Raw genomic sequence first — 21,146 nt, forward strand, 5'->3', positions numbered from 1 at the left:
GATGCCGCAGGACAGCCGTACTTCCCCCGCCATGGACCGGCCCAGGATCGGCGTCGGCGCCGTGGTCTGGCGCGACGACAGGCTGCTGCTGATCCAGCGCGCCAAGGCGCCCCAGGCCGGGCAGTGGAGCATCCCCGGCGGCAGCCAGGAGCTGGGCGAGACCCTGTTCGAGGCGGCGCTGCGCGAGACCCGCGAGGAGGCCGGGGTGGAGGCCGAGGCGATCGGCATCGTCACCGCGGTCGATTCGATCCATCGCGACGCCGAGGGCGGGGTCGAGTGGCACTACACCATCATCGACGTCGAGGCCGAGTGGCGGTCGGGCGAGCCGGTGGCCGGCGACGACGCCGCCCAGGCGCGCTGGGCGACGCTGGAGGAGGCCGACGATCTCATCGAATGGCCGGAGCTGCGGCGGGTGCTGCACCTGTCGGCGCGGCAGCGGGCGCAGCGCCGGCGCAGCCCCGGCCCGGTGCGGCTGAAGCCGCGGCCCGACCTGATGCGGCTGATGCGCACGCCCTTGGGCCGGCTGGTGGCTCGGCCCTGGTTCGACGGCATGTCGTTGGCCCTGCTGCGCGGCTGGTTCCTGCCAGCCTCGCGCAGCCTGGCCGCGGCGATCGTCTCCGACGGCGACCTGCGCCGCTTCTGCGACGAGCTGGCGATCCCGCCCGACGCGCTGGGCAAGCGGCCGGTCTGGCTGGGCCGCACCCTGCGTGATGTCGCCCGCATGGCCGAGCAGCACCGCCAGGCCGAGGCGGAGTGGCAGCGCCTGCTGTTCTCCACCACCGCGCCCCTGGCCGATGTGGTGGCGGCCGAGGAGACGCGCCTCGACGCCGCCTCCGCCCTGACCACCAGCCGGCTGCGCTTCGCCCTGTTCGGCAACAACCGCAAGATCCCGGCCTGCCGCTGGGCGATCCCGACCGAGGCGGAGGTCGAGGCCCGGCACGGCGCGCGGCTGGCCGACCCGGAGAACGCCTACCGTCTGCCCGAGCGGATGCCGGCCGTCGCCGAGACCCGGCGGCTGCCGAGCGAGCTGGGCACCGACCACTGGCTGACCTTCCCGACCCCGGACCCGGCGGCGGAAAGCCCGTGCTGGGCCCGGGTGTTCACCCCGAGCGACGCGGTCGACCCGCCGACCGTGATCCACCTGCACGGCGTCTGCATGGAGCCGGACCATCTGCGCGGGCCGCTGAGCGAGATCGAATCCCTGGTCCGCCGCGGCTTGCGCGTGGTGCTGGTCGAGGCGCCGTGGCACGGGCGGCGCAAGCGCCCGGGCACCTATGCCGGCGAGCCGATGGTGGCGTCGACGCCGCTCGGCGCGCTCGACCACCTGTCGGCGGCGGTGCGCGAGGTCGGCATCCTGACCCGCTGGGCCCGGCAGACCAGCCGCGGCCCGGTGGGGTGGACCGGCATCAGCTTCGGCGCCCTGACGGCGCAGCTGGCCGCCACCCATTGCGGCAGTTGGCCGGCCGCCTGCCGGCCGGACGCGCTGCTCTTGTTCACCACCTCGGAGGGGATCGAGGAGATCGCGCTCGGCGGCTCCTTCGCCCGCGCCTTCGGGCTGGATCGCGCCCTGACCGCGGCCGGCTGGACCGAGGCGGCGCTGAGCCGCTGGCGCCCCCTGACCGACCCGGTGGAGCGGCCGCAGATGGACACCGGCAACGTCTTCATGGTGCTGGGCAGCAAGGACGACGTCACCCCCTTCGCCGGCGGCCAGGCGATCGCCCGGCGCTGGGGCGTGCCGGAGGCGCAGGTCCACATCCGGCCGCAGGGCCATTTCTCGGTCCCGGCCGGGCTGATGGTCGACGGCGCGCCGATCGCCGATTTCGCGGAAAGGCTGCTGTCGCTGTGAGCCTGCTGATCGTCACCGGCGGCGGCCGCGGCATCGGCGCCGCCATTGCCCGCCGGGCGGCGCGGGACGGGTGGGCGGTCTGCGTCAACTACCGCACCGATGCCGCCGCGGCCGAGGCGGTGGTCGCGGAGATCGCCGGCGCCGGCGGCCGGGCGGTCGCCCTGCCCGCCGACGTATCCCGCGAGGACGAGATCCAGGCCCTGTTCGACCGGACCGAGGCCGCCTTCGGGCCGGTGCGGGGGCTGGTCAACAACGCCGGCATCACCGGCCGCAACGGCGTGCTGGCCGACCTGGAGGCCGAGACGCTGCGCCGGGTGGTCGACGTCAATCTGGTCGGCCCGATCCTGTGCGCGCGGGAGGCGGTGCGCCGCTTCCGCGCCGCCGGGACGAAGGGCGCGATCGTCAGCCTGTCCTCGATCGCGGCGCAGACCGGCAGCCCGGGCGAATACGTCCACTACGCCGCAACCAAGGGCGCGATCGAGAGCTTCACCATCGGCCTGGGCCGCGAGCTGGCGGCCGAGGGCATCCGGGTCAATGCGGTGTCGCCCGGCATGATCCGGACCGAAATCCATGCGCCGGGGCGGCTGGAGCGGGTGACGGCGCGGATCCCCGCCGGCCGGCCGGGCGAGCCGGAGGAGATCGCCGAGGCTGTGGCCTGGCTGCTGTCCGATGCCGCGCGCTACGCCACCGCCATGGTGCTGAAGGTGGCAGGGGGCGTCTGACGCCGCCTCGCGGCGGTCAAGATTTCGCCGCTGGTCATGGACAGGATCGGTCCGGACGTCTGTCCGATCAGGCCCCGATCTGTTAGTGGACGATCGGACGGAGATGATTCCCACGGTCGCGGCGTGGCGAGGGAGGAACGATGATCCGGCGCGGTTTGCTTCCGATGGTGCTGCTGCTCGGCGGCGTCGGCATCCAGCCGGCCCAGGCGAGCGGCGATTTCGGCTGCTCGGTGACCTGGTCGCTGAAGCAGGACGGCCTCGACGGCTGCAACAACCTGCCCTTCCTCACCCCCGCCAATGACAGCCGGGTCAATCTGCGCCTGCTGCTGGCCGACCAGGGGCTGGCGCCGATCCCGGACGGGCCGCCGTCGGAATACGACCGCGAGATGGGCTACGCGCTGGTGCCGTTCCCGCTCGAGCGGCTGAACCCGCAGGAGGAAACGCCGGCGGACATGCCCGCCGGTGGTGCCGGAAGCGGCAGCACGGCCGTGGTCGAGACCCAGCCCGCCGCCGATCCGGACCGGACGGCGGTGGCCGAGCTGGCCCAGGCCATCGGCGTGCCGCCCGAGGCCGTGACCTCCGCCGCCGCGGACAGCAGCGCCAACCTGTTCGCCACCGGCGAGGGCAGCCGCTGCGCCAGCAACGACGACGCCGCGGCGCGGGCCTTCCTGCAGCAGCTGGTCGGCAGCGCCGAACTGCCGGGGACCGAGCGCCTGTCCCTGGCCCGCGCGCGCCTGGCCATGCTGGGCAGCTGCAGCTGGGATGAGGCGAAGCGGGCCAGCCTGGTGCCGGCCGACGTACAGTCGGCGCCGGGCAAGCAGTTCGCCGGCTACCTCCAAGGCGCGGTCGCCTTCTATTCCGGCGAGTTCCCGCAGGCGATCGAGGCGTTCAAGGCGCTGGAAGGCAGCGGCCAGCCCTGGCTGCAGGAGACGGCGCGCTACATGGAGGCGCGCACCCTCTTGAACCAGGCGCAGCAGAACGCCTTCGACGAGATGGGCTATCCCAAGCTGGAGAATGTCGACCGCACCGTGCTGGCGGACTCCGAGACGGCGTTCGAGGCCTATCTCCAGGCCTATCCGAACGGCCTCTATACCGCCTCCGCCCGCGGCCTGCTGCGCCGGGTCTACTGGCTGGGCGACGACCCGACCCGGCTGGCCGCCGCCTATGCCGGGCTGCTGGGCAAGACCCCGGCCGACGCCGATGCGCTCCAGGCGCTGGTGCAGGAGACCGACAACAAGCTGCTGGTCTCCAAGCGCAGCGCCGACGTCACCGACCCGACGCTGCTGGCGGTGATGGATCTGATGGTGATGCGCGACAAGGGCATCGATGTCGCCGGCGATGGCGGCCCGATCATCGGCCTGGACACGCTGGAGCAGCAGAAGTCTCGCTTCGCCGACCGGCCGGAGCTGCACGCCTATCTGGTCGCCGCCTACCAGTTCTACGTCGCCCAGTCACCCGACGAGACCCTGAAGAGCCTGCCGGACACGGCGCCGACCGGCCCGATGAGCACCCTTGAGTTCAGCCGCCAGACCCTGCGCGGCTTCGCGCTCGAGGCCAAGGGCGACTGGGCCGGAGCGCAGGCGCTGTGGCTGCAGCTGATCCCGCCGGCGAAGCCGCTGCAGCGCGCCCAGCTGGAGCTGGCCCTGGCCATGAATTACGAGCGCAGCGGCAAGCTGGCGACGGTGTTCGAGCCGGGATCGCCGGTCAGGAGCCCGGAGATCCGGAGGATCCTGCTGCGCAACCTGGCCGGGCAGGCGCTGCTGCGCCAGCAGGCCAAGGCGGCCGATGCGACGGAGCAGGAGCGCAGCACCGCCCTGTTCACGCTGCTGTACAAGGACCTGATGCGCGGCCATTACCGCGGCTTCGGCACCGACCTGGCGCTGCTGCCCGATCCGCTGCCGGAGGACCCGTCGGTGCCCTGGGACCAGTCCCTGACCCTGTTCCGCTGGGACGGCGCCTCGGCCGAATCCGACTACACCTGCCCGTCGATCCGGGAGATCGCGGCGACGCTGCAGAAGAGCCCCGAGAACCCGCAGGGCCTGAACTGCCTGGGCGAGTTCGTCCTGCGCAACGGCCTGGATTTCTACGCCCTCGACGCCCAGCCGGACGACAAGCAGCTGGGCGGCACCGCCACCCAGTTCCCGGGCAAGCCCTATTCCCGGCTGGACGGCTACATGCGCGTGATGGCCGACGGCAAGGCCGGCCGCAACGACCGCGCCTATGCCCTGTACCGCGCCATCAACTGCTTCGCGCCGAGCCAGAACAATGGCTGCGGCCCGCAGGAGATCCCGCAGAACCAGCGCAAGCAGTGGTTCCAGACGCTGAAGTCGCGCTACGGCAATACGGTCTGGGCGAAAAGCCTGAAATACTATTGGTGACGATGCGCGGCCTGGCGCTCCTGGCCGCGGCGCTGCTGCTGGCGACGCCGGCCGGCGCCACGGTCGACGCCACGGAGCACGACGCCTTCTGGCTGTGGGCGGGGGTGACGCCGCCGCCGTTGCTGGCCCAGGCCCGGACCCTCTATATCCTGCAGGGCCAGATCGACCCGCCGCCGCGCGGCGGCCCCGGCCCGGCGCGGATGATCGCCCAGGGCATCGCCGTGCCGCGGCTGCGCCAGGGCGAGGTCTGGCTGGCCTATCGCGCCCACACGCTGCGCTGGCCGCCGCAGATCCTGCCGACCATCCTGGCCCAGGCCCGGCGCTGGAAGCAGGCCGGCAACCCGGTGGTCGGCATCCAGATCGACTTCGACGCCCGCACCCGGCACCTGCAGGAATACGCGAGCTTCCTGCGCGATCTGCGGGCGCAGCTGCCGCCCGAGTACCGGCTGAGCATCACCGGGCTGATGGATTGGGGCAGCAACGCCGACCCCGAGGCGATCAACCAGCTGCGGGGCGTGGTCGACGAGGTGGTGGTGCAGACCTATCAGGGCCGCCGCACCATCCCGAGCTACCGCGCTTACCTGCCGCGCATCGCCCGGCTGACCCTGCCCTTCAGGATCGGGCTGGTGCAGGACGGCGAATGGGAGGCGCCGGACGCGCTGACCGCCAGCCCCTGGTTCCGCGGCTATGTGGTGTTCCTGCTGAAGCCCTAGGAAGGACGCGACCGCGTATACCCGTCCATGGGCGATTCTCCGGGCCGCGAATCTAGCGTATGAACCGGCGACGGAGGGGCTTCATGACACAGACACGCACGATCCGCCGCATCGCCTGCGGCCTGGCCTTTCTCGGCGCCCTGGCGGGACCGGCTTTGGCCTATGACGACGCCACCGAGGCCCGCATCAAGACCCTGGTCGAGACCGGCATGCAGTACTACTGGTCCGGCGGCGACGTGAAGAAGGCCGAGGCGGAGGTGTTCAAGGGCATCACCCTGCACGGCCGCTACGACGTGGTCGAGCAGGCCTTCGCCGAGGCCTCGTCCCTGGCGCCGGAGCGGCTGGACTTCCGCTATGCCGTCGCTTCCACCCAGATCATCCAGAAGAAGATCCCCGAGGCCGAGGCGAGCTTCCAGGAGATCACCCGGCACGACCCGCGCGCCACCGACGCCTATGCCTGGCTGGCGGCGCTGGCCCGGGTGCGCGGCGATGCCGATGCCGCGGCGCTGGCCGACATCGCGCTGGCCGGCCTGGACCGCGGCCTGGCCGACCGGTACCGCGCCCGCTTCGCCCGCACCGAGGCGATCCTGGCCGACCCGCCGGCCACCGCAGTCCCGGCGCTGCCGGGCAAGCCGGTGATCCTGGTGCTGGGCTATGCCCTGGCCAAGGACGGCACCATGCAGCCGACGCTGCTGGACCGGCTGGACGTCGCCCTGCGCGCAGCCAACACCAACCCGACGGCCCGGCTGATCGTCACCGGCGGCCAGCCCCAGGCCGGGGTCACCGAGGCCGATCTGATGACCCGCTGGCTGGTCGAGAAGGGCGTCGACCGCGACCGCATCATCGGCGAGGACAAGGCCAAGGACACGGTCGGCAACGGGCTGAACGCGGCCTCGCTGATCAAGCGCCATGGCGGCGACGCCGTGATCCTGGTGACCAGCGCCAGCCACATGCGCCGGGCCCGGGTGGTGGTCGAGGAGGCGCTGGCCCAGTACGGGCTGGACCTCGCGGTGCTGCCGGCGATCGCGCTGGACGCGCCGTTGCTGGAGGAGGCGGCGAAGGTCAGCCCGGACGAGCGCCTGGTGGTCTATCGCGACCTGATGCGGACCTCCGGGCTGTGGGCGTATCCGGGGCTGCAGCAATAGGATGACGCTCACTCCAACCTGTCATCGCCGGGCTTGACCCGGCGATCCAGACGCTGTCGACAGTTTCTGGATGCCCGGGTCAAGCCCCGGGCATGACAATGTGAGCAAGCAGCGAAAACAGAAACGCCCATGTCCCCCGACCTCGCCGCCGTCCGGCGCGCCACGCTGATCGGCGGCACCGCCGTGCTGATGTGGGCGACGCTGGCTTTGCTGGCCACCTGGTCCCGCGCCATTCCGCCGTTCCAGCTGACCGGCATGGCCTTCGCCGTCGCCTTCCTGATCGGGTTCGGCTGGATGCTGGCGCAGGGCCGATCGCCGCTGGTCGCCGCCCGGCAGCGGCCGGCGGTCTGGCTGCTCGGCATCGGCGGGCTGTTCGGCTACCACCTCGTCTTCTTCATGGCGCTGCGCCTGGCGCCGCCGGTCGAGGCCAACCTGATCAACTACGCCTGGCCTCTCCTGATCGTGCTGTTCTCGGCCCTGCTGCCGGGCGAGCGGCTGCGCTGGTGGCATGTCGCCGGGGCGGCGCTGGGGCTGCTCGGCGTCATGGTGCTGATCGGAGGGCGCGGCGTGGCCTTCGACCCGCGCTTCGCCCTGGGCTATGGCGCTGCGATGCTGTCGGCGATGATCTGGGCCGGCTATTCGGTGCTGAGCCGGCGCATCGGCGCGGTGCCGACCGAGACGGTCGGCTGGTTCTGCGGCGGCACCGCCCTCTTGTCCCTGCTGTGCCATCTGGCGCTGGAGCGGACGGTGGTGCCGGACGCCGCCGGCTGGGCCGCGGTGGCGGGGCTGGGCCTCGGTCCCGTCGGCCTCGCCTTCTTCGTCTGGGACCATGGGGTGAAGTGCGGCGACATCCGGGCGCTGGGCGCCTTCGCCTATGCCGCGCCGCTCTTGTCGACCCTGCTGCTGATCGCCTTCGGCCAGGGCGCCCTGACCCTGTCAGTCGGCGCCGCCTGCGCCCTGATCGTCAGCGGCGCAATCCTGGCCGGGCGCGATCTCTGGGCCCGGCGCGCCGCGAAAGCGTAGAGCCTACCCCAGCTCCGGCCGCCAGCCCGGCGGGGCCAGGGTGAAGCCTTCGAAGCGGAAGGCGGGGGCGACAACGCAGCTGACCAGGGTCCAGTCGCCCAGGCTGCGCGCCGCCTGCCAATGCCCTTCCGGCACCACGCCCTGGAAGCGGTCGCCGGCCAGGATGTCGGGGCCGAGGCGCAACACCTCGCCCGCCTGGCCGGTTTCGGCGATCGACAGCTCCAGCGGCGCGCCGGCCTGCCAGATCCAGATCTCCGGCGCGTCCACGGCGTGCCAGTGCGAGACCTCGCCGGCCCGCAGCAGGAAATGGATCAGCGAGGCGCGGCCGCGGCCGCCCGCCGGCGGGTCGCGCCACAGCTCGACATAATGCCCGCCCTCGGGGTGAGGCTTCATGCCGAGCCTGGCGATGATCGCTTCCGGCGTCATCGCGCTCATGCCTGGGCGATCGTGGCGACGTAGGACGGGCGCTCGGCAAAGCCCGCATGCCAGGCGGCGAGACGCGGATGGGTCCCGCGCCAGCCCCAGTCGGCGAAGCGCAGGTCGAGATAGCCGAGGGCGCAGGCGGCGCCGATCGCGCCGATGGTCAGCGGCCCGTCGAGCTCCGCCGCATCCGCCTCCATCCGGTCGAGCGCGGTCCGGATCTTGGCCTTCTGGCGCTCGATCCAGGGCTCGTGCTGCTTCTCGGTCGGGCGCAGCGTCAGCTCGTAGCGGATCAGGAGAGCCGCATCCTGCAGCCCGTCGGCCAGCGCCAGCCAGCGCAGGGCCTTCCAGCGGGCCGGGCCTGCGGCCGGGAACAGCTTCGGCCCGTCATGCAGCGAGTCGAGATACTCGCAGATCACCGGGCTGTCGTAGAGCGGGCCGAACTCGGTCTCCAAGACCGGGATCTTGTTCAGCGGGTTGCGGCCCGACAGGCCGCTGGCCGGGTCCTCGGTGCTGGTCGGCACCGCCTCGATCCGGTCCTGCAGGCCGGTCTCGATAGCGGCGATACGGACCTTGCGGGCGAAGGGCGAGAACGGGCTGTAGAGGAGCTTCATGGTCGTCCCGGGTTGGAGAAGCGTTCAGAATCGGTCCTTGCGGCCGCGGATCTCGGCGAAGACGGCGACCGGGTCGGCCCCGGCCATGCCAATCGCGGCCTGCAGGTCCGGCTTGTCGGCGCGCAAGAAGGGGTTGGCCAGCTTCTCGCGGCCGAGCTGGGCCGGGATGGTCGCAGCACCGCTCTCGCGCGCGTCGTCGACATCCTCGGCATAGGACTGCAGCACCGGGTTGGCGCCGTCCACCGTCAGCGCGAAGCGGGCGTTCGACTGGGTGTATTCGTGGCCGCAATAGATCCGGGTGGTGTCCGGCAGCGCCCGCAGCTTCAGGAGGCTGGACCACATCTGGTCGGCCGTGCCCTCCAGCAGGCGGCCGCAGCCGAGCGCGAACAGCGTGTCGCCGCAGAACAGCACGCCGGCATCCTCGAACCAGAAGGCGATGTGGCCGGCGGTGTGGCCGGGCACCTCCAGCACGGAGCCCCGCGCAGCGCCGACCATGACGTGGTCGCCCTCGGCCACGCCGCGGTCGAGGTCGGGGATGCGCGCCGCTTCCGCCGCCGGCCCGACGATCGAGGCGCCGTAGCGCTTCGCCAGCTCGTGGTTGCCGCCGAAATGGTCGCCGTGGTGATGGGTGTTCAGGATCCAGTCCAGCCGGCCGCCCTTGGCCTCCAGCTTCGCCGCCACCGGGTCGGCCTCGCCGGGATCGACCACGGCGACCATGCCGGTCGAGTCGTCCTCCAGCAGATAGGCGTAGTTGTCCTTCAGGACGGGGATCAGCGTGACGCGAAGCGAGGCCATGCGTCCTCCTGGACCGGGGTCGAAACGGGTCGGGGCAGCATAGCCGCTCCCGACCCGCTCCGCGACCCAATCAGAGTTCGAGGTCGGCCAGGCTCTCGATCAGCGTCACCCGCGGCAGGGCTTCGGCCGCGGCGCGGCGGCCGCGCGCCGGGCGGGCGGGGGCGGCCCGGTCGTCGGCGGCCTTGAGATCGCCGAAGTCGAGCCCCGTGCGGCTTTCCAGCTCGGCGACCGGCAGCTGATACAGGCGGAACGGCTCCAGCCCCAGCGCCTCGATCCGGTTCAGGAGGTCCTCCTGGGTCAGCAGGAACGCCTTGGCCTTCAGCGCACCGGCCTCGACATAGGCGACGATCTTCCAGAAGTCGCGCGGGATGGCGGTGCCGCGATAGACCGGATCGTCGTCGCGGAACACCGGGCCGCCCAGCACCGAGACGCGGAGCTGCTCGACCTCCACCTCCTCCAGGATCGCGTTCTCCAGCAGGCCCCAGAGGCCGTTCAGCCCGGACTGGTTGTAGGCCTCGTGCTGCGGCGCGATGTTGGTGAAGTAGAAGGATTCGCGGTTGGCCCGCTCCGCCTCCTCCGGCGGGCCCCAGACCAGGTCCTGGCGCCGGGCGATATGGCCGCGGTCGAGGCGGTTGGAGGCGTAGAGGGCGTCGCCGGTCTGCCATTTCGCGTCGACCAGCGGGTCGATCGTGAACTTCAGCCCACTGCGGCTGAGCATGCGGATCTGGCCGCCATCGACGTTCCAGGCCACCCAGCGGGCCAGGCGGCGCGACTTGCTGAGCACCAGCGAGAAATGGGTGTGCCGGATGACGGGGGAGCCGCCGGCCTTCGCCGCATCCGTCTCCTGCGCCCGCGACATCGCCGGCACCGGCACGGCCTTGCCGCCCAGGAACCGCGGGTCGTAGCCGCCACCGGTGGCGGCCGGCGCGGCCCGCGCCAGATCCGGCGGCGTCGGCTCGATCTCCAGCTTCTTGAACACGGCCTCGGCGCCGCAGGCGAGCGCGAAGTCGCCCTCGCTGGCGTCGGCGCCGTCGGCCTCGCCGCCGAAATGCAGGCCGAGCATGACGTCGGCCGGGTCGCCCTTGCCGTCGACGCCGAGCCAGACCGAGCCGGAATCGCCGCCCTTGCTGATCTCGCTCTCCGCCGCCGGGCGGTCGGGGTCCGGGCCGATCTCGAAGCCGCCGATCCGCTTGAATCCGACCTGGTCGCCGTAGGACAGCTTCACCGTGGTCTCGATCCGGGTGACGATGCCCCAGGTGACGCCGGTGGTGCGGCCGGACTTCACCACCCGGTCGCCGAGCTCCGGCCGGCCCAGCCGGGCGACCCTGACGCCGAGGTCGAGGATCTTCGGGTCGACCTCGCGGCCCTCGATCCGGGCGATGGCGCAGTCGCCGGCCAGGCCGAGATGGCTGCGCACCAGCACGCCGCAGCCGTTGCTCTCGATCCGATTGTCGTCGAACGGCCCGGGCTGGACGACGGTATCGCCCAGCCGGCCCTCCTCGCCGTGCAGCACATGCCAGTTCGACAGGATGTGCGGCCGTCCCTCCTGCCGATCGTAGACGATGCAGCCGAGGGTGCCGGCCGTGCCCGCGGGATGGCTGACGCTGATGCCCGGCACCAGCGGGTCGTGGCGCAGCTTGCGCTCGTCCTTCACCACCTGCGGCACCAGCTGCCAGGACGGCTTGTAGCGCCGCTCGACCACATCGGTCGGGACCTTGACGCCATCGACCACGATGCTCTTCGGCAGCGGCGGGATGCCCTCCGCCACCAGCGCCTGGGGGGCGACCTTGCGGCCGACCGTGAACTGGATGCACAGCTCGCCGGTCGGCTTGCCGCCTTCGAGCTTCCGGCCGATCCCGACCGAGGTCACGTTCGGATGGTCGAGATAGAGGTCCGCGGCCTCGCGGGCGGCCTGCTTCAGGCGCTCCGGGTCGATTCCGCGAGGCTCGGTCTTGCGGGCCATGAAGCGACTCCTGAAATATCCTGTTGTGGGACAGCCGGATATTGCGATGGCTCAAACCTGCCATCGATGCGTTATCCTAACGTGACCATGCCCTGAGGACGACGGGCGGATGTACAGCGACGTCATCGACCTGCGCGAATTCTACGAGACCAGCCTGGGCCTGGTGGTGCGCCGCATGGTGCGCCGCCAGATCCGCATGCTGTGGCCGGACACGCAGGGCCAGATCGTCCTCGGCCTCGGCTACGCCACGCCCTTCCTGCGCCCCTTCCTGGGCGAGGCCGAGCGGGTGATCGCCTGCATGCCGGCCGAGCAGGGCGTGACCCACTGGCCGCCGGACGGCCGCGGCCTGGTGGCGCTGAGCGAGGAGACCGAGCTGCCGCTGCCCGACATGTCGGTCGACCGGGTGCTGCTGGTGCACGGGCTGGAGGCGACCGAGCAGCTGGGCGAGCTGATGCGCGAGATCTGGCGCGTGCTGAACGGCAGCGGCCGGCTGCTGGTGGTGGCGCCGAACCGGCGCAGCCTGTGGGCACGGTCCGACCGCACCCCGTTCGGCCACGGCAAGCCCTATTCCGCCAACCAGCTGAACCATGTGCTGCGCCAGCATCAGTTCGTGCCGGAGCGGGTGGCCCGCGCCCTGTGGCTGCCGCCGACCCGGTCGCGCTTCCTGCTGTCCACCGCCCCGGTGTGGGAGGAGGCCGGCGCCCGCTGGTTCCAGCGCGTCGCCGGCACGGTGATGATCGAGGCGTCGAAGCAGATCTATCAGCTGTCGCGCGGCAAGAAGGTGCGCCACCGCCGGCCGGTGCTGGTGCCGGTCGGGGCGGCGCAGCCGGTGCTGGGGGTGCAGCGCGACGGCGAGGAACAGCCGGGCTAGCCGGGCACGGGAATCGGGACGGGACAGCCGCGCTCCAGGTTCCGGCGCGCCGATACCGGGATGCGTAAAACCCCAGATGTTTCCTTTGCTTTCGCCCCCTGCCCGTTCTACATCTGATCGCCCTCGACCCGGCAGGTTCCAGCCCGCTTCAGACGATGCCAGACGCCCCCCAGACGCTCGACTCGTTGCGCCAGCGGATCGACGAGATCGACGAGGCGCTCCATGACCTGATCATGCAGCGGGCCGGGGTGGTGCATGACGTCGCCGCCGCCAAGAACGGCGATCCGCTGGCGATGCGGCCGGGCCGCGAGGCCGCCATCCTGCGCCGCTTGGCGGGCCGCCACAGCGGCGGCTTTCCGCTGCCGGAGCTGACGCGGATCTGGCGTGAGCTGATCGCCGGCTGCACCCGCATGCAGGCCCCCTTCGCCGTCGCCGTGCATGCGCCGGAGGGGCAGACCGAGCTGTGGGACCTGGCGCGCGACCACTATGGCAGCCACACCCCGACCACCGCGGTGGCCGCGCCGATCCAGGCGATCCGCGCCGTCCACGACGGCAGCGCCGCGGTGGCCGTCCTGCCCTGGCCGATCGAATCCGACGGCGATCCCTGGTGGCAGGTGCTGCTGTCGGACGATCCGCGCACGCCACGCATCGTCGGCACCCTGCCCTTCGTCGTCACCGAGCGGCACCGCGACGAGCCGCTGGCCCTGGCCGTCGCCCAGCTCGACACCGAGCCGACCGGCGACGACCATGCCCTGGTCGCGGTCGAGGTCGCCAGCGACATCAGCCGCAGCCGGCTGAAGCAGATCTTCGAAGCCACGGGGCTGCCGCCCGTGGCCTTCTGGACCCGGCCGGCCCGCAGCGCCGAGGATTCTGCCGTCCATCTGGTCGACGTGGCCGATTTCGTCGCCGTCGGCGACCCCCGGCTCGGCGGCCTGCGCGAGCGCCTGGAGGAGCTGGCCCCCCGCATCCGCCTGATCGGCGGCTTCGCCACCCCGATCACCATCGGCCGTCGGAGCTGAGACATCCCATGACCGCGATCCAAGCCCCGCGCCCGCGCCCGGGCCTGCTCGACATCGACCCCTATGTCGGCGGCGAGGCCAAGGCGGTGCCCCATCCGCGGCTGGGCCGGCCGATCCGCCTGGCCTCGAACGAGGGTGCCTTCGGCCCGAGCCCGAAGGCGATGGCCGCCTATCGCGAGCTGAGCGGCGAGATCCACCGCTATCCCGACGGCGGCGCCTCCGCCCTGCGCGAGGCCCTGGCCGGCCGCTTCGGCCTGGATGCGGATCGCATCGTCGCCGGCGCCGGGTCGGACGAGCTGATCGCGCTGCTGGCCAAGAGCTATGCCGGGCCGGGCGACGAGGTGCTGTACAGCCGGCACGGCTTCCTGATGTACCCGATCGCGGCCAAGGCGGTCGGCGCCACGCCGGTCGCGGCGCCCGAGGCGGACCGCAAGACCGATGTCGACGCGCTGCTGGCGCATGTGACGCCGCGCACCCGCATCCTGTTCCTGGCCAACCCGAACAATCCGACCGGCCATCTGCTGCCGAAGGCCGAGGTCGAACGGCTGCACGCCGCCCTGCCGCCGGACGTGATCCTGGCGCTCGACGCCGCCTATGCCGAATACATCGACGATCCGGCCTACAGCGCCGGCGCCGAGCTGGTCGACCGGTCCGGGAACGTCGTCATGCTGCGCACTTTCTCGAAGATCTACGGCCTGGGGGCGCTGCGGCTGGGCTGGGGCTATGCCTCGGCCGGCATCACCGACGTGCTGAACCGGGCCCGCGGACCGTTCAACGTCAGCGCCGCGGCCCAGGCCGCGGGCGTGGCCGCGCTGGCGGACGAGGCCTTCATCGAGAACAGCCGCGCCCACAACGCCGAATGGCGGCGCTGGACGGCGGCGGAGCTGGCGAAGCTGGGCCTGTCGCCGCTGCCCTCGGCCGGCAACTTCCTGCTGGTCGATTTCGGCGACCGCGACGCCGAGGCGGCACGGCTGCACCTGAAGGACACCGGCATCCTGGTGCGCCAGATGGGCGGCTACGGCCTGCCCGGCTGCCTGCGCATCACCATCGGCACCGAGGAGGAGATGCGGGCGGTGGTGGCGGCGCTGGCCGAGCATCTGCGCGGCCGATGACCGCGCCGGCGACCGACTCGGGGGCGCCGGTCTTCCGGCGCCTGGCCCTGCTGGGCATCGGCCTGATCGGATCTTCCGTCGCGCGCGCCGCCCGCAAGCACGGTCTGGCGGGCGAGATCGTCGGCCATGCCCGAAGGCCCGAGACCCGCGACGAGGCGATGGCGCTCGGCTTCCTCGACCGGGTCGAGGCCGACCCGGCCGCCGCCGTGGCCGGCGCCGACGCGGTGATGATCTGCGCCCCGATGGGGGCCTATGAGCAGCTGGCGAAGGCGATCGCCCCGGCCCTGGCGCCGGGCGCGATCGTCACCGATGTCGGCTCGGTCAAGGGCATGGTGGCGAAGACCATCGGGCGGCACCTGCCGGCCGGCGTGCATCTGGTGCCCGGCCACCCGATCGCCGGCACCGAGCATTCCGGCCCCTCCGCCGGCTTCGCCGAGCTGTTCATCGACCGCTGGTGCGTGCTGACGCCGGAGCCGGGCGTCGACCCAGACGCCGTGGCCAAGGTCGAGGCGCTGTGGCGCGGCATGGGCATGATGGTCGAGACGATGACCGCCGAGCACCACGACCGGGTGCTGGCCATCACCTCGCACATCCCGCATCTGATCGCCTACACCATCGTCGGCACCGCCTCGGACATGGAGGAGGCGACCCAGGCCGAGGTGATCCGCTTCTCCGCCGGCGGCTTCCGCGACTTCACCCGCATCGCCGGTTCCGACCCGGTGATGTGGCGCGACGTGTTCCTGACCAACAAGGACGCGGTGCTGGAGGTGCTGCAGCAGTTCACCGAGGACCTGGTGCGGCTGCAGCGCGCCATCCGCCGCGGCGAGGGCGACACGCTGCAATCCTGGTTCACCCGCACCCGTGCCATCCGCCGCGGCGTCGTCGACGCCCATCAGGAGGAGATGGAGCCGGAGAAAGCGGCGCGCCTGACCAAGGAAGAGGATTGACAGCCGCGTAGGTTGGGTTCGCGCACGCGAACCCAACCTACGCGGTCACTGCTGCCACCGGATCTCCGGCAGCTTCGCCACCTGCAGCGGGCCGAAGGAGACGCGGCCCTTCTCGATCGTGATCGGGGCTGTGACGGTGCGGGTGCCGTCCGCCGCCGGCTGGCCGGCCATCAGGTCGAGCCCGACCTTGGCGAAGCCGGCGTCGCGGTCGCGCACCACCCCGGCCTTCTGCAGATCCTCGATCACCGCGCCGTAGCCGCGGATCTTCGCGGTCAGCGTGCCCTGCGGCTGCAGCCTGTCGTCGAGGTCGAGGGTGCCGCCGGCGTCGATCACGAGCGGCCCCCAGCGCAGCGCCAGATTGTCGACCCGGAGCTTGCCGCCGGCGGCGCGCCAGGCGGTCAGCTCCGGCGCCGTCGCGGCCTTCGGCAGCGGGCCCAGCACGGTCAGCCGTGCCGCAGCCATGTCGACCCGCCGACCCATGGCCTCGAGGCCGAGATCCGGCGTCTCCAGCCCCTCGATGTCGAGCGAGGCGGCGGCGCCGGCCCCGGCCTCCTCCGGCGCGCGGTCGATCGAGCCGTTGACCCGGGCCACCGGCAGCGGCGCCTGCAGCAGCCCGCCGGCCAGCTCGACCTGGGACAGGGTCAGCAGCACCCGATTCGGCCTGCCGTCGGTGCCGATGCGGGCGCTGCCGCTGCCCGCCCCTTTCACCTCGGCGGTCAGGGCCGGGCTGCCCGGCAGGGTGATGCGCTGCGGCGGCGCGATGGTGAAGCCGACCTCGGGCAGGGTCCAGGGCTTGGCGGTGGCGACCACCCCGGCAGCGTTCCAGGTCAGCCCGTCGATCCGGCGCAGGCTGGGCGCCTGCGATTCGACGGTGAAAGCCAGCGGGAAGCCTTCGACGCTCAGCGTCCCGGGATCGACCGTGACCCCGGGCGGCGGATTGGCGGCGAAGGCCTGCGCCTGGGCCTCGACCTTCGCCGCGGCCCAGTACCAGCCGCCGGTCCAGCCGGCGGCGATCAGGGCGACGAGGATGGCGGGAACGACGACGATACGGCGACGCATGGCGGTCCCGGATGGTGGCGAGAGGAGGGCACGTGGCCGCGACCGGGTCCCGGAGTCAAGCCGAACCAGCGGAACGCGACACGACGCCCCTCCCCTTCGCACCCGCAAAACGCTACATCTGGTGGATGGCCGATGGTCATCACGACTGGAAGACGCCGAACCTGCCGCTGACCCCGGGCGAGCCGCTCTGGGTGTTCGGCTATGGCTCGCTGATGTGGAATCCGGGCTTCCTGCATCTCGAGCGGCAGCCGGCGGTGCTGCACGGCTATCATCGCCGCTTCTGCGTCCTCTCCCACCGCTACCGCGGCACGCCGGAACGGCCGGGGCTGGTGCTCGGCCTCGACCGCGGCGGCTCCTGCCGCGGCATGGCCTTCAAGGTGGCGCCCGACGACGTGCAGGCGGTGGTCGCCTATCTCTGGGAACGCGAGATGGTGACCGGCGTCTACCGCCCGAGCCTGAAGGAGATCCGGCTCCTATCCGGGCCAGTGACCGCCTGCTGCTTCCTGGCCGATCGCGGCCACCACCAATACCGCGGTGCGCTGGGGCCGGAGGAGACGCTGGCGATGATCCGCACCGGCATCGGCAGCAGCGGGCCGAACCGCGATTACCTGCTGAACACGGTCGAGCATCTGCGCGCGCTGGGCATCCGCGACGGCGCCCTGTTCGCGCTGGCGAAGCGGGTGGCCGAGGCCGGCGACAACACCCCCGTCCTCAACACGGCCGAGCCCGCCGCCGAGATCGCGTAGGACAGCCCTGCCGGATCACGCCTCCGGCCGCATCGCCCCGCGGTCGCGGATTTCGCCGAGCCGGTCGTAGATGCCGAACACAACGATGTAGATCTCGCACGCCACGCGCCAGCCGATCAGAAAGGCGATGGTGCCGACGATCGCGAGCAGCGCCCCCAACACCCCGCCGCCGGCGCCGAAAGCGGTGACCAGGGCCCGCAGCCCGCCCAGGACGATCACGATGATACCGATCCAGTAGAGGATCTTGATCAGGGTCGGCGAGATCAGCTTCTCGAAGCTGGCGAAATCGGACAACTGCATGACGCTCCCCTCCACGATGCCGGCCCGCCCCCGGGCCCGGTCCCCCGCGCTGCCGGCGCCTAGCCGCAGCGCGAATAGCCGCAGTTCAGGCAGGTGTCGCAGCCCTCCTGCCGGATCAGGGTCGGGTGGCCGCATTTCGGGCAGGACCGGCCCGGCGGCCGGCCCGGATTGCCCCCCGGGTTGCCCGACGGCTCGGCCGTGACCTCGACCGCCACCTCCGGCACGATGCCTTCCGGCTTCGCCAGGAAGCCCGTCGCCACCATGTGCCGCTCGATCGTCTCGCCGATCGCGGCCAAGAGCGACGGCACGTAGCGCCCGCCCATCCACTGCCCGCCGCGCGGGTCGAACACCGCCTTCAGCTCCTCGACCACGAAGGCGACATCGCCGCCGCGCCGGAACACCGCGCTGATCATCCGGGTCAGCGCCACGGTCCAGGCGTAGTGCTCCATGTTCTTGGAGTTGATGAAGATCTCGAAAGGCCGCCGGCGGCCGTCGACCACCTCGTCGTTGAGGGTGACGTAGATGGCGTGGTCGCTGTCCGGCCAGCGCAGCTTGTAGGTCTCGCCCGGCAGCACCTCGGGCCGTGCCGCGGGCGTGCTGAGGCCGGGCGCTTCGGCCGCCCCCTTCTGTACTGTCTGCGGTCGCGCCTCCAGCACGGCGCCGGTGATCGCGTTCGGGCGATAGGTGGTGCAGCCCTTGCAGCCGAGGGCATAGGCCTGGGCGTAGACTTGCCTGAAGGCGTCGAAGGACAAATCCTCGGGGCAGTTGATGGTCTTGCTGATCGAGCTGTCGATGTGCTTCTGCGCCGCCGCCTGGATCGCCAGATGGTCGGCCGGCTCCAGCGTCTGGGCGTCGACGAAATGGTCCGGCAGCGGCGCGTCGGCGCCATGGATCTCGCGGAACAGCCGGTAGGCGTAATTCTCCACCGTCTCCGCCCGCCGGCTGCCGTCGGGCAGCAGCACGTTGCGGGTGTGGGTCCAGGCGAAGACCGGCTCGATCCCCGAGGCGACGTTGCCGGCGAACAGCGAGATCGTGCCGGTCGGGGCGATCGAGGTGAGGAGCGCGTTGCGGATGCCGTGCCGGGCGATCAGGTCGCGGATCTCCTGCGGCAGCTCGGCGACGCCCGGCGCGGCCAGGAACGCGTCGCGGTCGAACAGCGGGACGGCGCCCTTCTCCGCCGCGATCTCGGCCGATGCGCGGTAGGAATGCAGCTTGATCGCGCCCAGCCACTCCTCGACCAGGGCCGCCGATTCGGGCGAGCCGTAGCGCACCCCCAGCATCAGGAAGGCGTCGGCCAAGCCGGTGACGCCGAGCCCGATGCGCCGCTTGGCCTTGGCCTCGGCCGCCTGTTCCGGCAGCGGGAAGCGCGAGACGTCGACGACATTGTCCATCAGCCGGATCGCGACCGGAACGATCTCCGCCAGCGTCTCATGGTCGAAGCGGGCCCCGGGCGTGAACGGATCGACCACCAGCTTCGCCAGGTTGACCGAGCCGAGCAGGCAGGCGCCGTAGGGGGGCAACGGCTGTTCGCCACAATTGTGCAGGACCAGGCCGTTGCCGTCGAAGGCGTTCGGGCCGGGGATGCGGACGTCGTAGACCTCCTCGTCCCCGTCCGGCACCAGCTGCCTCACCGTGGCGAGGAACCGCTCGCGATTGAGCGCCCGCCAATAGCCGGCCAGCATCTGGTCGAGACGTGTCCGCTTGTCGGTGTCGGCGAAGCCGATCCGGGCGGCAAAGCGGGCCATGCCGGCCCCAGCGATAACGAGCTCGTGGTCGGCGGAGCAATCGTAGGACCGACGACCGCCCTTCCCATCCGGCAGCAGGCGGGGGCCGGCCGCGCGGCGATCGGCGTAGATCGACGAGGCGATGCCGAGCCGCAGCAGCATGCGCTGGACCGCGCGCAGCAGGCCGAGATCGCTCTGGGCCAGACGAATGCTGACGCCCTTCTCCCGGGTGCCCTGGACCGATCCGTCGGCATCGAACAGGCCGCGAAGCAGGCCGAGGATGAAGGCCGAGGATGCCCGCTCGACTGCCGGCGTGATCGTCTTGCGGCCGGGCGCGAGGCCGAGCGACAACGCCAGCTCGCGCAGGGCGCCGAGGCTGAGCCGCCGCTCCCCCCGACCAGGCACTCGCATCCAACCGGCGAAATCGGACCGATGCGGCAGTGACCGAGCCGCCGAGAGCGCCGCCGCCATCACCCCGGCAATGCCCGGACGAGCGTCTGCGCCGTTGACCGTGGCCTCGCCCGGCCAGGCGGAGAGCACGGCCTTGTCGGATTTCAGCGTGCCGTCGCCGATCAGCAGGCCGATCAAATAGCCCTCTTCTTCCGAACCGAAGCCGGGCCAGGCAAGCGCATCACCATGATCGTGCAGACGGACGCGGTCGCCCGGCTTCAACTCGCCGGCCTTCCTCCATTCGGTCTCGATCCGGAAGCGGGACACCTCGGTCGCGACCAGAACCGGGTGGTCCGCCGTCAGCCGCAAAACATGGCCTTCCGCCGTCTCCAGCCGCAGCACCGGCTTGCGGCCGGTCGGGAAGAAACCCTCGGGCCCGGAGGATGCCGGCTGACCGTTTACCATGGCGACGAAGGACCGGCCGAGCAGGTCGCCGACTGTGCGGGGGCCGTCCAGGGTCTGGACCCAGGTGTCCGCCGTGACGCAAGGATTAGTGCTTTGAATTTGCTCGCAATATTGGAGATTGTTCCGGGCGTTGATGCGGTCGATGAAGATCACGCCGGGCTCGGCCGAATCATAGGTCGAGCGCATGATCCGGTCCCACAGCTCGCGCGCCGGCAGGGTGCGGAAGACGCGGCCGCCGAACACCAGGTCCCAGGGCGTGTCGGCCTCGACCGCCTTCATGAAGGCATCGGTGACCAGGACCGACAGGTTGAACATGCGCAGCCGGCCCGGGGCGCGCTTGGCCTCGATGAAGTCGACCACGTCCGGATGGTCGCAGCGCAGCGTCGCCATCATCGCGCCGCGGCGGGAGCCGGCGGACATGATGGTGCGGCACATCGCGTCCCACACATCCATGAAGGAAAGCGGGCCGGACGCGTCGGCCCCGACGCCGGCCACCGGCGCGCCCTTCGGCCGGATGGTGGAGAAGTCGTAGCCGATGCCGCCGCCCTGCTGCAGCGTCAGCGCCGCCTCGCGCAGATGGGCGAAGATGCCGGCCATGCTGTCCGGCACCGTGCCCATGACGAAGCAGTTGAACAGGGTGACGTCGCGCCCGGTGCCGGCGCCGGCCAGGATGCGCCCCGCCGGCAGGTAGTGGTGGCCACGCAGGATGCCGAGGAAGCGCTCGGTCCACAGCTTCGGATCCGATTCGGCGGCGGCCACGGCGGCCGCGACCCGGCGCCAGCTGTCCTCGATCGTCGAATCGACAGGGCTGCCGTCCGGCTGCTTCAGCCGGTACTTCATGTCCCAGATCTGGGTCGCGATATCGCCCGGCTCGGCCACCATGGACCTCCCGCA

18 protein-coding genes are annotated in these 21,146 nt (G+C 71.7%); 11 read left to right on the plus strand and 7 right to left on the minus strand.

Annotated features, from left to right (window positions below; genetic code table 11):
• Position 1 precedes the first annotated feature (1 nt).
• From ACFW16_RS13355 to ACFW16_RS13380, 6 genes are all read left to right on the plus strand, one after another.
• A complete protein-coding gene (locus ACFW16_RS13355; RefSeq protein ID WP_380305626.1) occupies positions 2-1,846 on the plus strand; it encodes an NUDIX domain-containing protein in 1,845 nt (614 codons plus the stop codon).
• Entirely contained in the window at positions 1,843-2,568 is a 726-nt protein-coding gene (locus ACFW16_RS13360; protein ID WP_380305628.1) for an SDR family oxidoreductase, read from the plus strand. The genes ACFW16_RS13355 and ACFW16_RS13360 overlap by 4 nt, the downstream gene beginning before the upstream one ends.
• Positions 2,569-2,708: 140 nt before the next feature.
• The gene (locus ACFW16_RS13365) at positions 2,709-4,946 is read left to right on the plus strand and encodes a hypothetical protein (protein ID WP_380305630.1); all 2,238 of its coding nucleotides are present in this window, start codon (positions 2,709-2,711) and stop codon (positions 4,944-4,946) included.
• A gap of 2 nt (positions 4,947-4,948) precedes the next feature.
• A complete protein-coding gene (locus ACFW16_RS13370) occupies positions 4,949-5,659 on the plus strand; it encodes a DUF3142 domain-containing protein (RefSeq protein ID WP_380305833.1) in 711 nt (236 codons plus the stop codon).
• An 83-nt stretch (positions 5,660-5,742) separates the two neighbouring features.
• Complete coding sequence (locus tag ACFW16_RS13375; protein ID WP_380305632.1) at positions 5,743-6,804, plus strand: ElyC/SanA/YdcF family protein; 1,062 nt, start codon at positions 5,743-5,745, stop codon at positions 6,802-6,804.
• 129 nt (positions 6,805-6,933) lie between these two features.
• Positions 6,934-7,827: a DMT family transporter gene (locus ACFW16_RS13380; RefSeq protein ID WP_380305634.1), complete on the plus strand. Its 894-nt coding sequence runs from the start codon at positions 6,934-6,936 to the stop codon at positions 7,825-7,827.
• Positions 7,828-7,830: 3 nt separating this feature from the next.
• On the opposite strand, the gene ACFW16_RS13385 is transcribed toward ACFW16_RS13380, so the two are convergent.
• The 4 genes from ACFW16_RS13385 to ACFW16_RS13400 form a co-directional block, all read right to left on the minus strand.
• Positions 7,831-8,262: a cupin domain-containing protein gene (locus ACFW16_RS13385; RefSeq protein ID WP_380305636.1), complete on the minus strand. Its 432-nt coding sequence runs from the start codon at positions 8,260-8,262 to the stop codon at positions 7,831-7,833.
• Positions 8,259-8,861 (minus strand): glutathione S-transferase, encoded by a 603-nt coding sequence (locus ACFW16_RS13390; RefSeq protein WP_380305638.1) that lies wholly within the window; start codon positions 8,859-8,861, stop codon positions 8,259-8,261. The genes ACFW16_RS13385 and ACFW16_RS13390 overlap by 4 nt, the downstream gene beginning before the upstream one ends.
• A gap of 24 nt (positions 8,862-8,885) precedes the next feature.
• A complete protein-coding gene (gene gloB, locus ACFW16_RS13395) occupies positions 8,886-9,656 on the minus strand; it encodes a hydroxyacylglutathione hydrolase (protein ID WP_380305640.1) in 771 nt (256 codons plus the stop codon).
• Positions 9,657-9,726: 70 nt separating this feature from the next.
• Positions 9,727-11,619, minus strand: a complete 1,893-nt coding sequence (locus ACFW16_RS13400; RefSeq protein ID WP_380305642.1) for a DNA/RNA non-specific endonuclease — start codon at positions 11,617-11,619, stop codon at positions 9,727-9,729.
• Positions 11,620-11,728: 109 nt separating this feature from the next.
• Between ACFW16_RS13400 and ACFW16_RS13405 the strand changes: the two genes are divergently transcribed.
• From ACFW16_RS13405 to ACFW16_RS13420, 4 genes are all read left to right on the plus strand, one after another.
• Positions 11,729-12,490 (plus strand): class I SAM-dependent methyltransferase, encoded by a 762-nt coding sequence (locus ACFW16_RS13405; protein ID WP_380305644.1) that lies wholly within the window; start codon positions 11,729-11,731, stop codon positions 12,488-12,490.
• Between the two features lie 155 nt (positions 12,491-12,645).
• Positions 12,646-13,509: a chorismate mutase gene (locus ACFW16_RS13410; protein WP_380305646.1), complete on the plus strand. Its 864-nt coding sequence runs from the start codon at positions 12,646-12,648 to the stop codon at positions 13,507-13,509.
• A gap of 8 nt (positions 13,510-13,517) precedes the next feature.
• The gene (hisC, locus tag ACFW16_RS13415) at positions 13,518-14,621 is read left to right on the plus strand and encodes a histidinol-phosphate transaminase (protein WP_380305648.1); all 1,104 of its coding nucleotides are present in this window, start codon (positions 13,518-13,520) and stop codon (positions 14,619-14,621) included.
• A complete protein-coding gene (locus ACFW16_RS13420) occupies positions 14,618-15,568 on the plus strand; it encodes a prephenate/arogenate dehydrogenase family protein (protein WP_380305650.1) in 951 nt (316 codons plus the stop codon). The genes hisC and ACFW16_RS13420 overlap by 4 nt, the downstream gene beginning before the upstream one ends.
• A gap of 45 nt (positions 15,569-15,613) precedes the next feature.
• Here ACFW16_RS13420 and ACFW16_RS13425 read toward each other — a convergent pair whose 3' ends face one another.
• Positions 15,614-16,627, minus strand: coding sequence for a DUF2125 domain-containing protein (locus tag ACFW16_RS13425; protein ID WP_380305652.1), 1,014 nt, complete (start codon positions 16,625-16,627; stop codon positions 15,614-15,616).
• A 125-nt stretch (positions 16,628-16,752) separates the two neighbouring features.
• Between ACFW16_RS13425 and ACFW16_RS13430 the strand changes: the two genes are divergently transcribed.
• On the plus strand, positions 16,753-17,373 hold the full coding sequence (locus tag ACFW16_RS13430) for a gamma-glutamylcyclotransferase (protein WP_380305654.1): 621 nt from the start codon (positions 16,753-16,755) through the stop codon (positions 17,371-17,373).
• A gap of 15 nt (positions 17,374-17,388) precedes the next feature.
• Here ACFW16_RS13430 and ACFW16_RS13435 read toward each other — a convergent pair whose 3' ends face one another.
• Positions 17,389-17,673 carry a DUF4282 domain-containing protein gene (locus ACFW16_RS13435; RefSeq protein WP_380305656.1) on the minus strand — a complete coding sequence of 95 codons (285 nt, stop codon included), beginning with the start codon at positions 17,671-17,673 and terminating at the stop codon, positions 17,389-17,391.
• Between the two features lie 59 nt (positions 17,674-17,732).
• Entirely contained in the window at positions 17,733-21,134 is a 3,402-nt protein-coding gene (locus tag ACFW16_RS13440; RefSeq protein ID WP_380305657.1) for an LAGLIDADG family homing endonuclease, read from the minus strand.
• Between the last annotated feature and the right edge of the window lie 12 nt (positions 21,135-21,146).

The organism is Inquilinus sp. NPDC058860, assembly GCF_042743185.1.
Classification (GTDB): domain Bacteria; phylum Pseudomonadota; class Alphaproteobacteria; order DSM-16000; family Inquilinaceae; genus Inquilinus.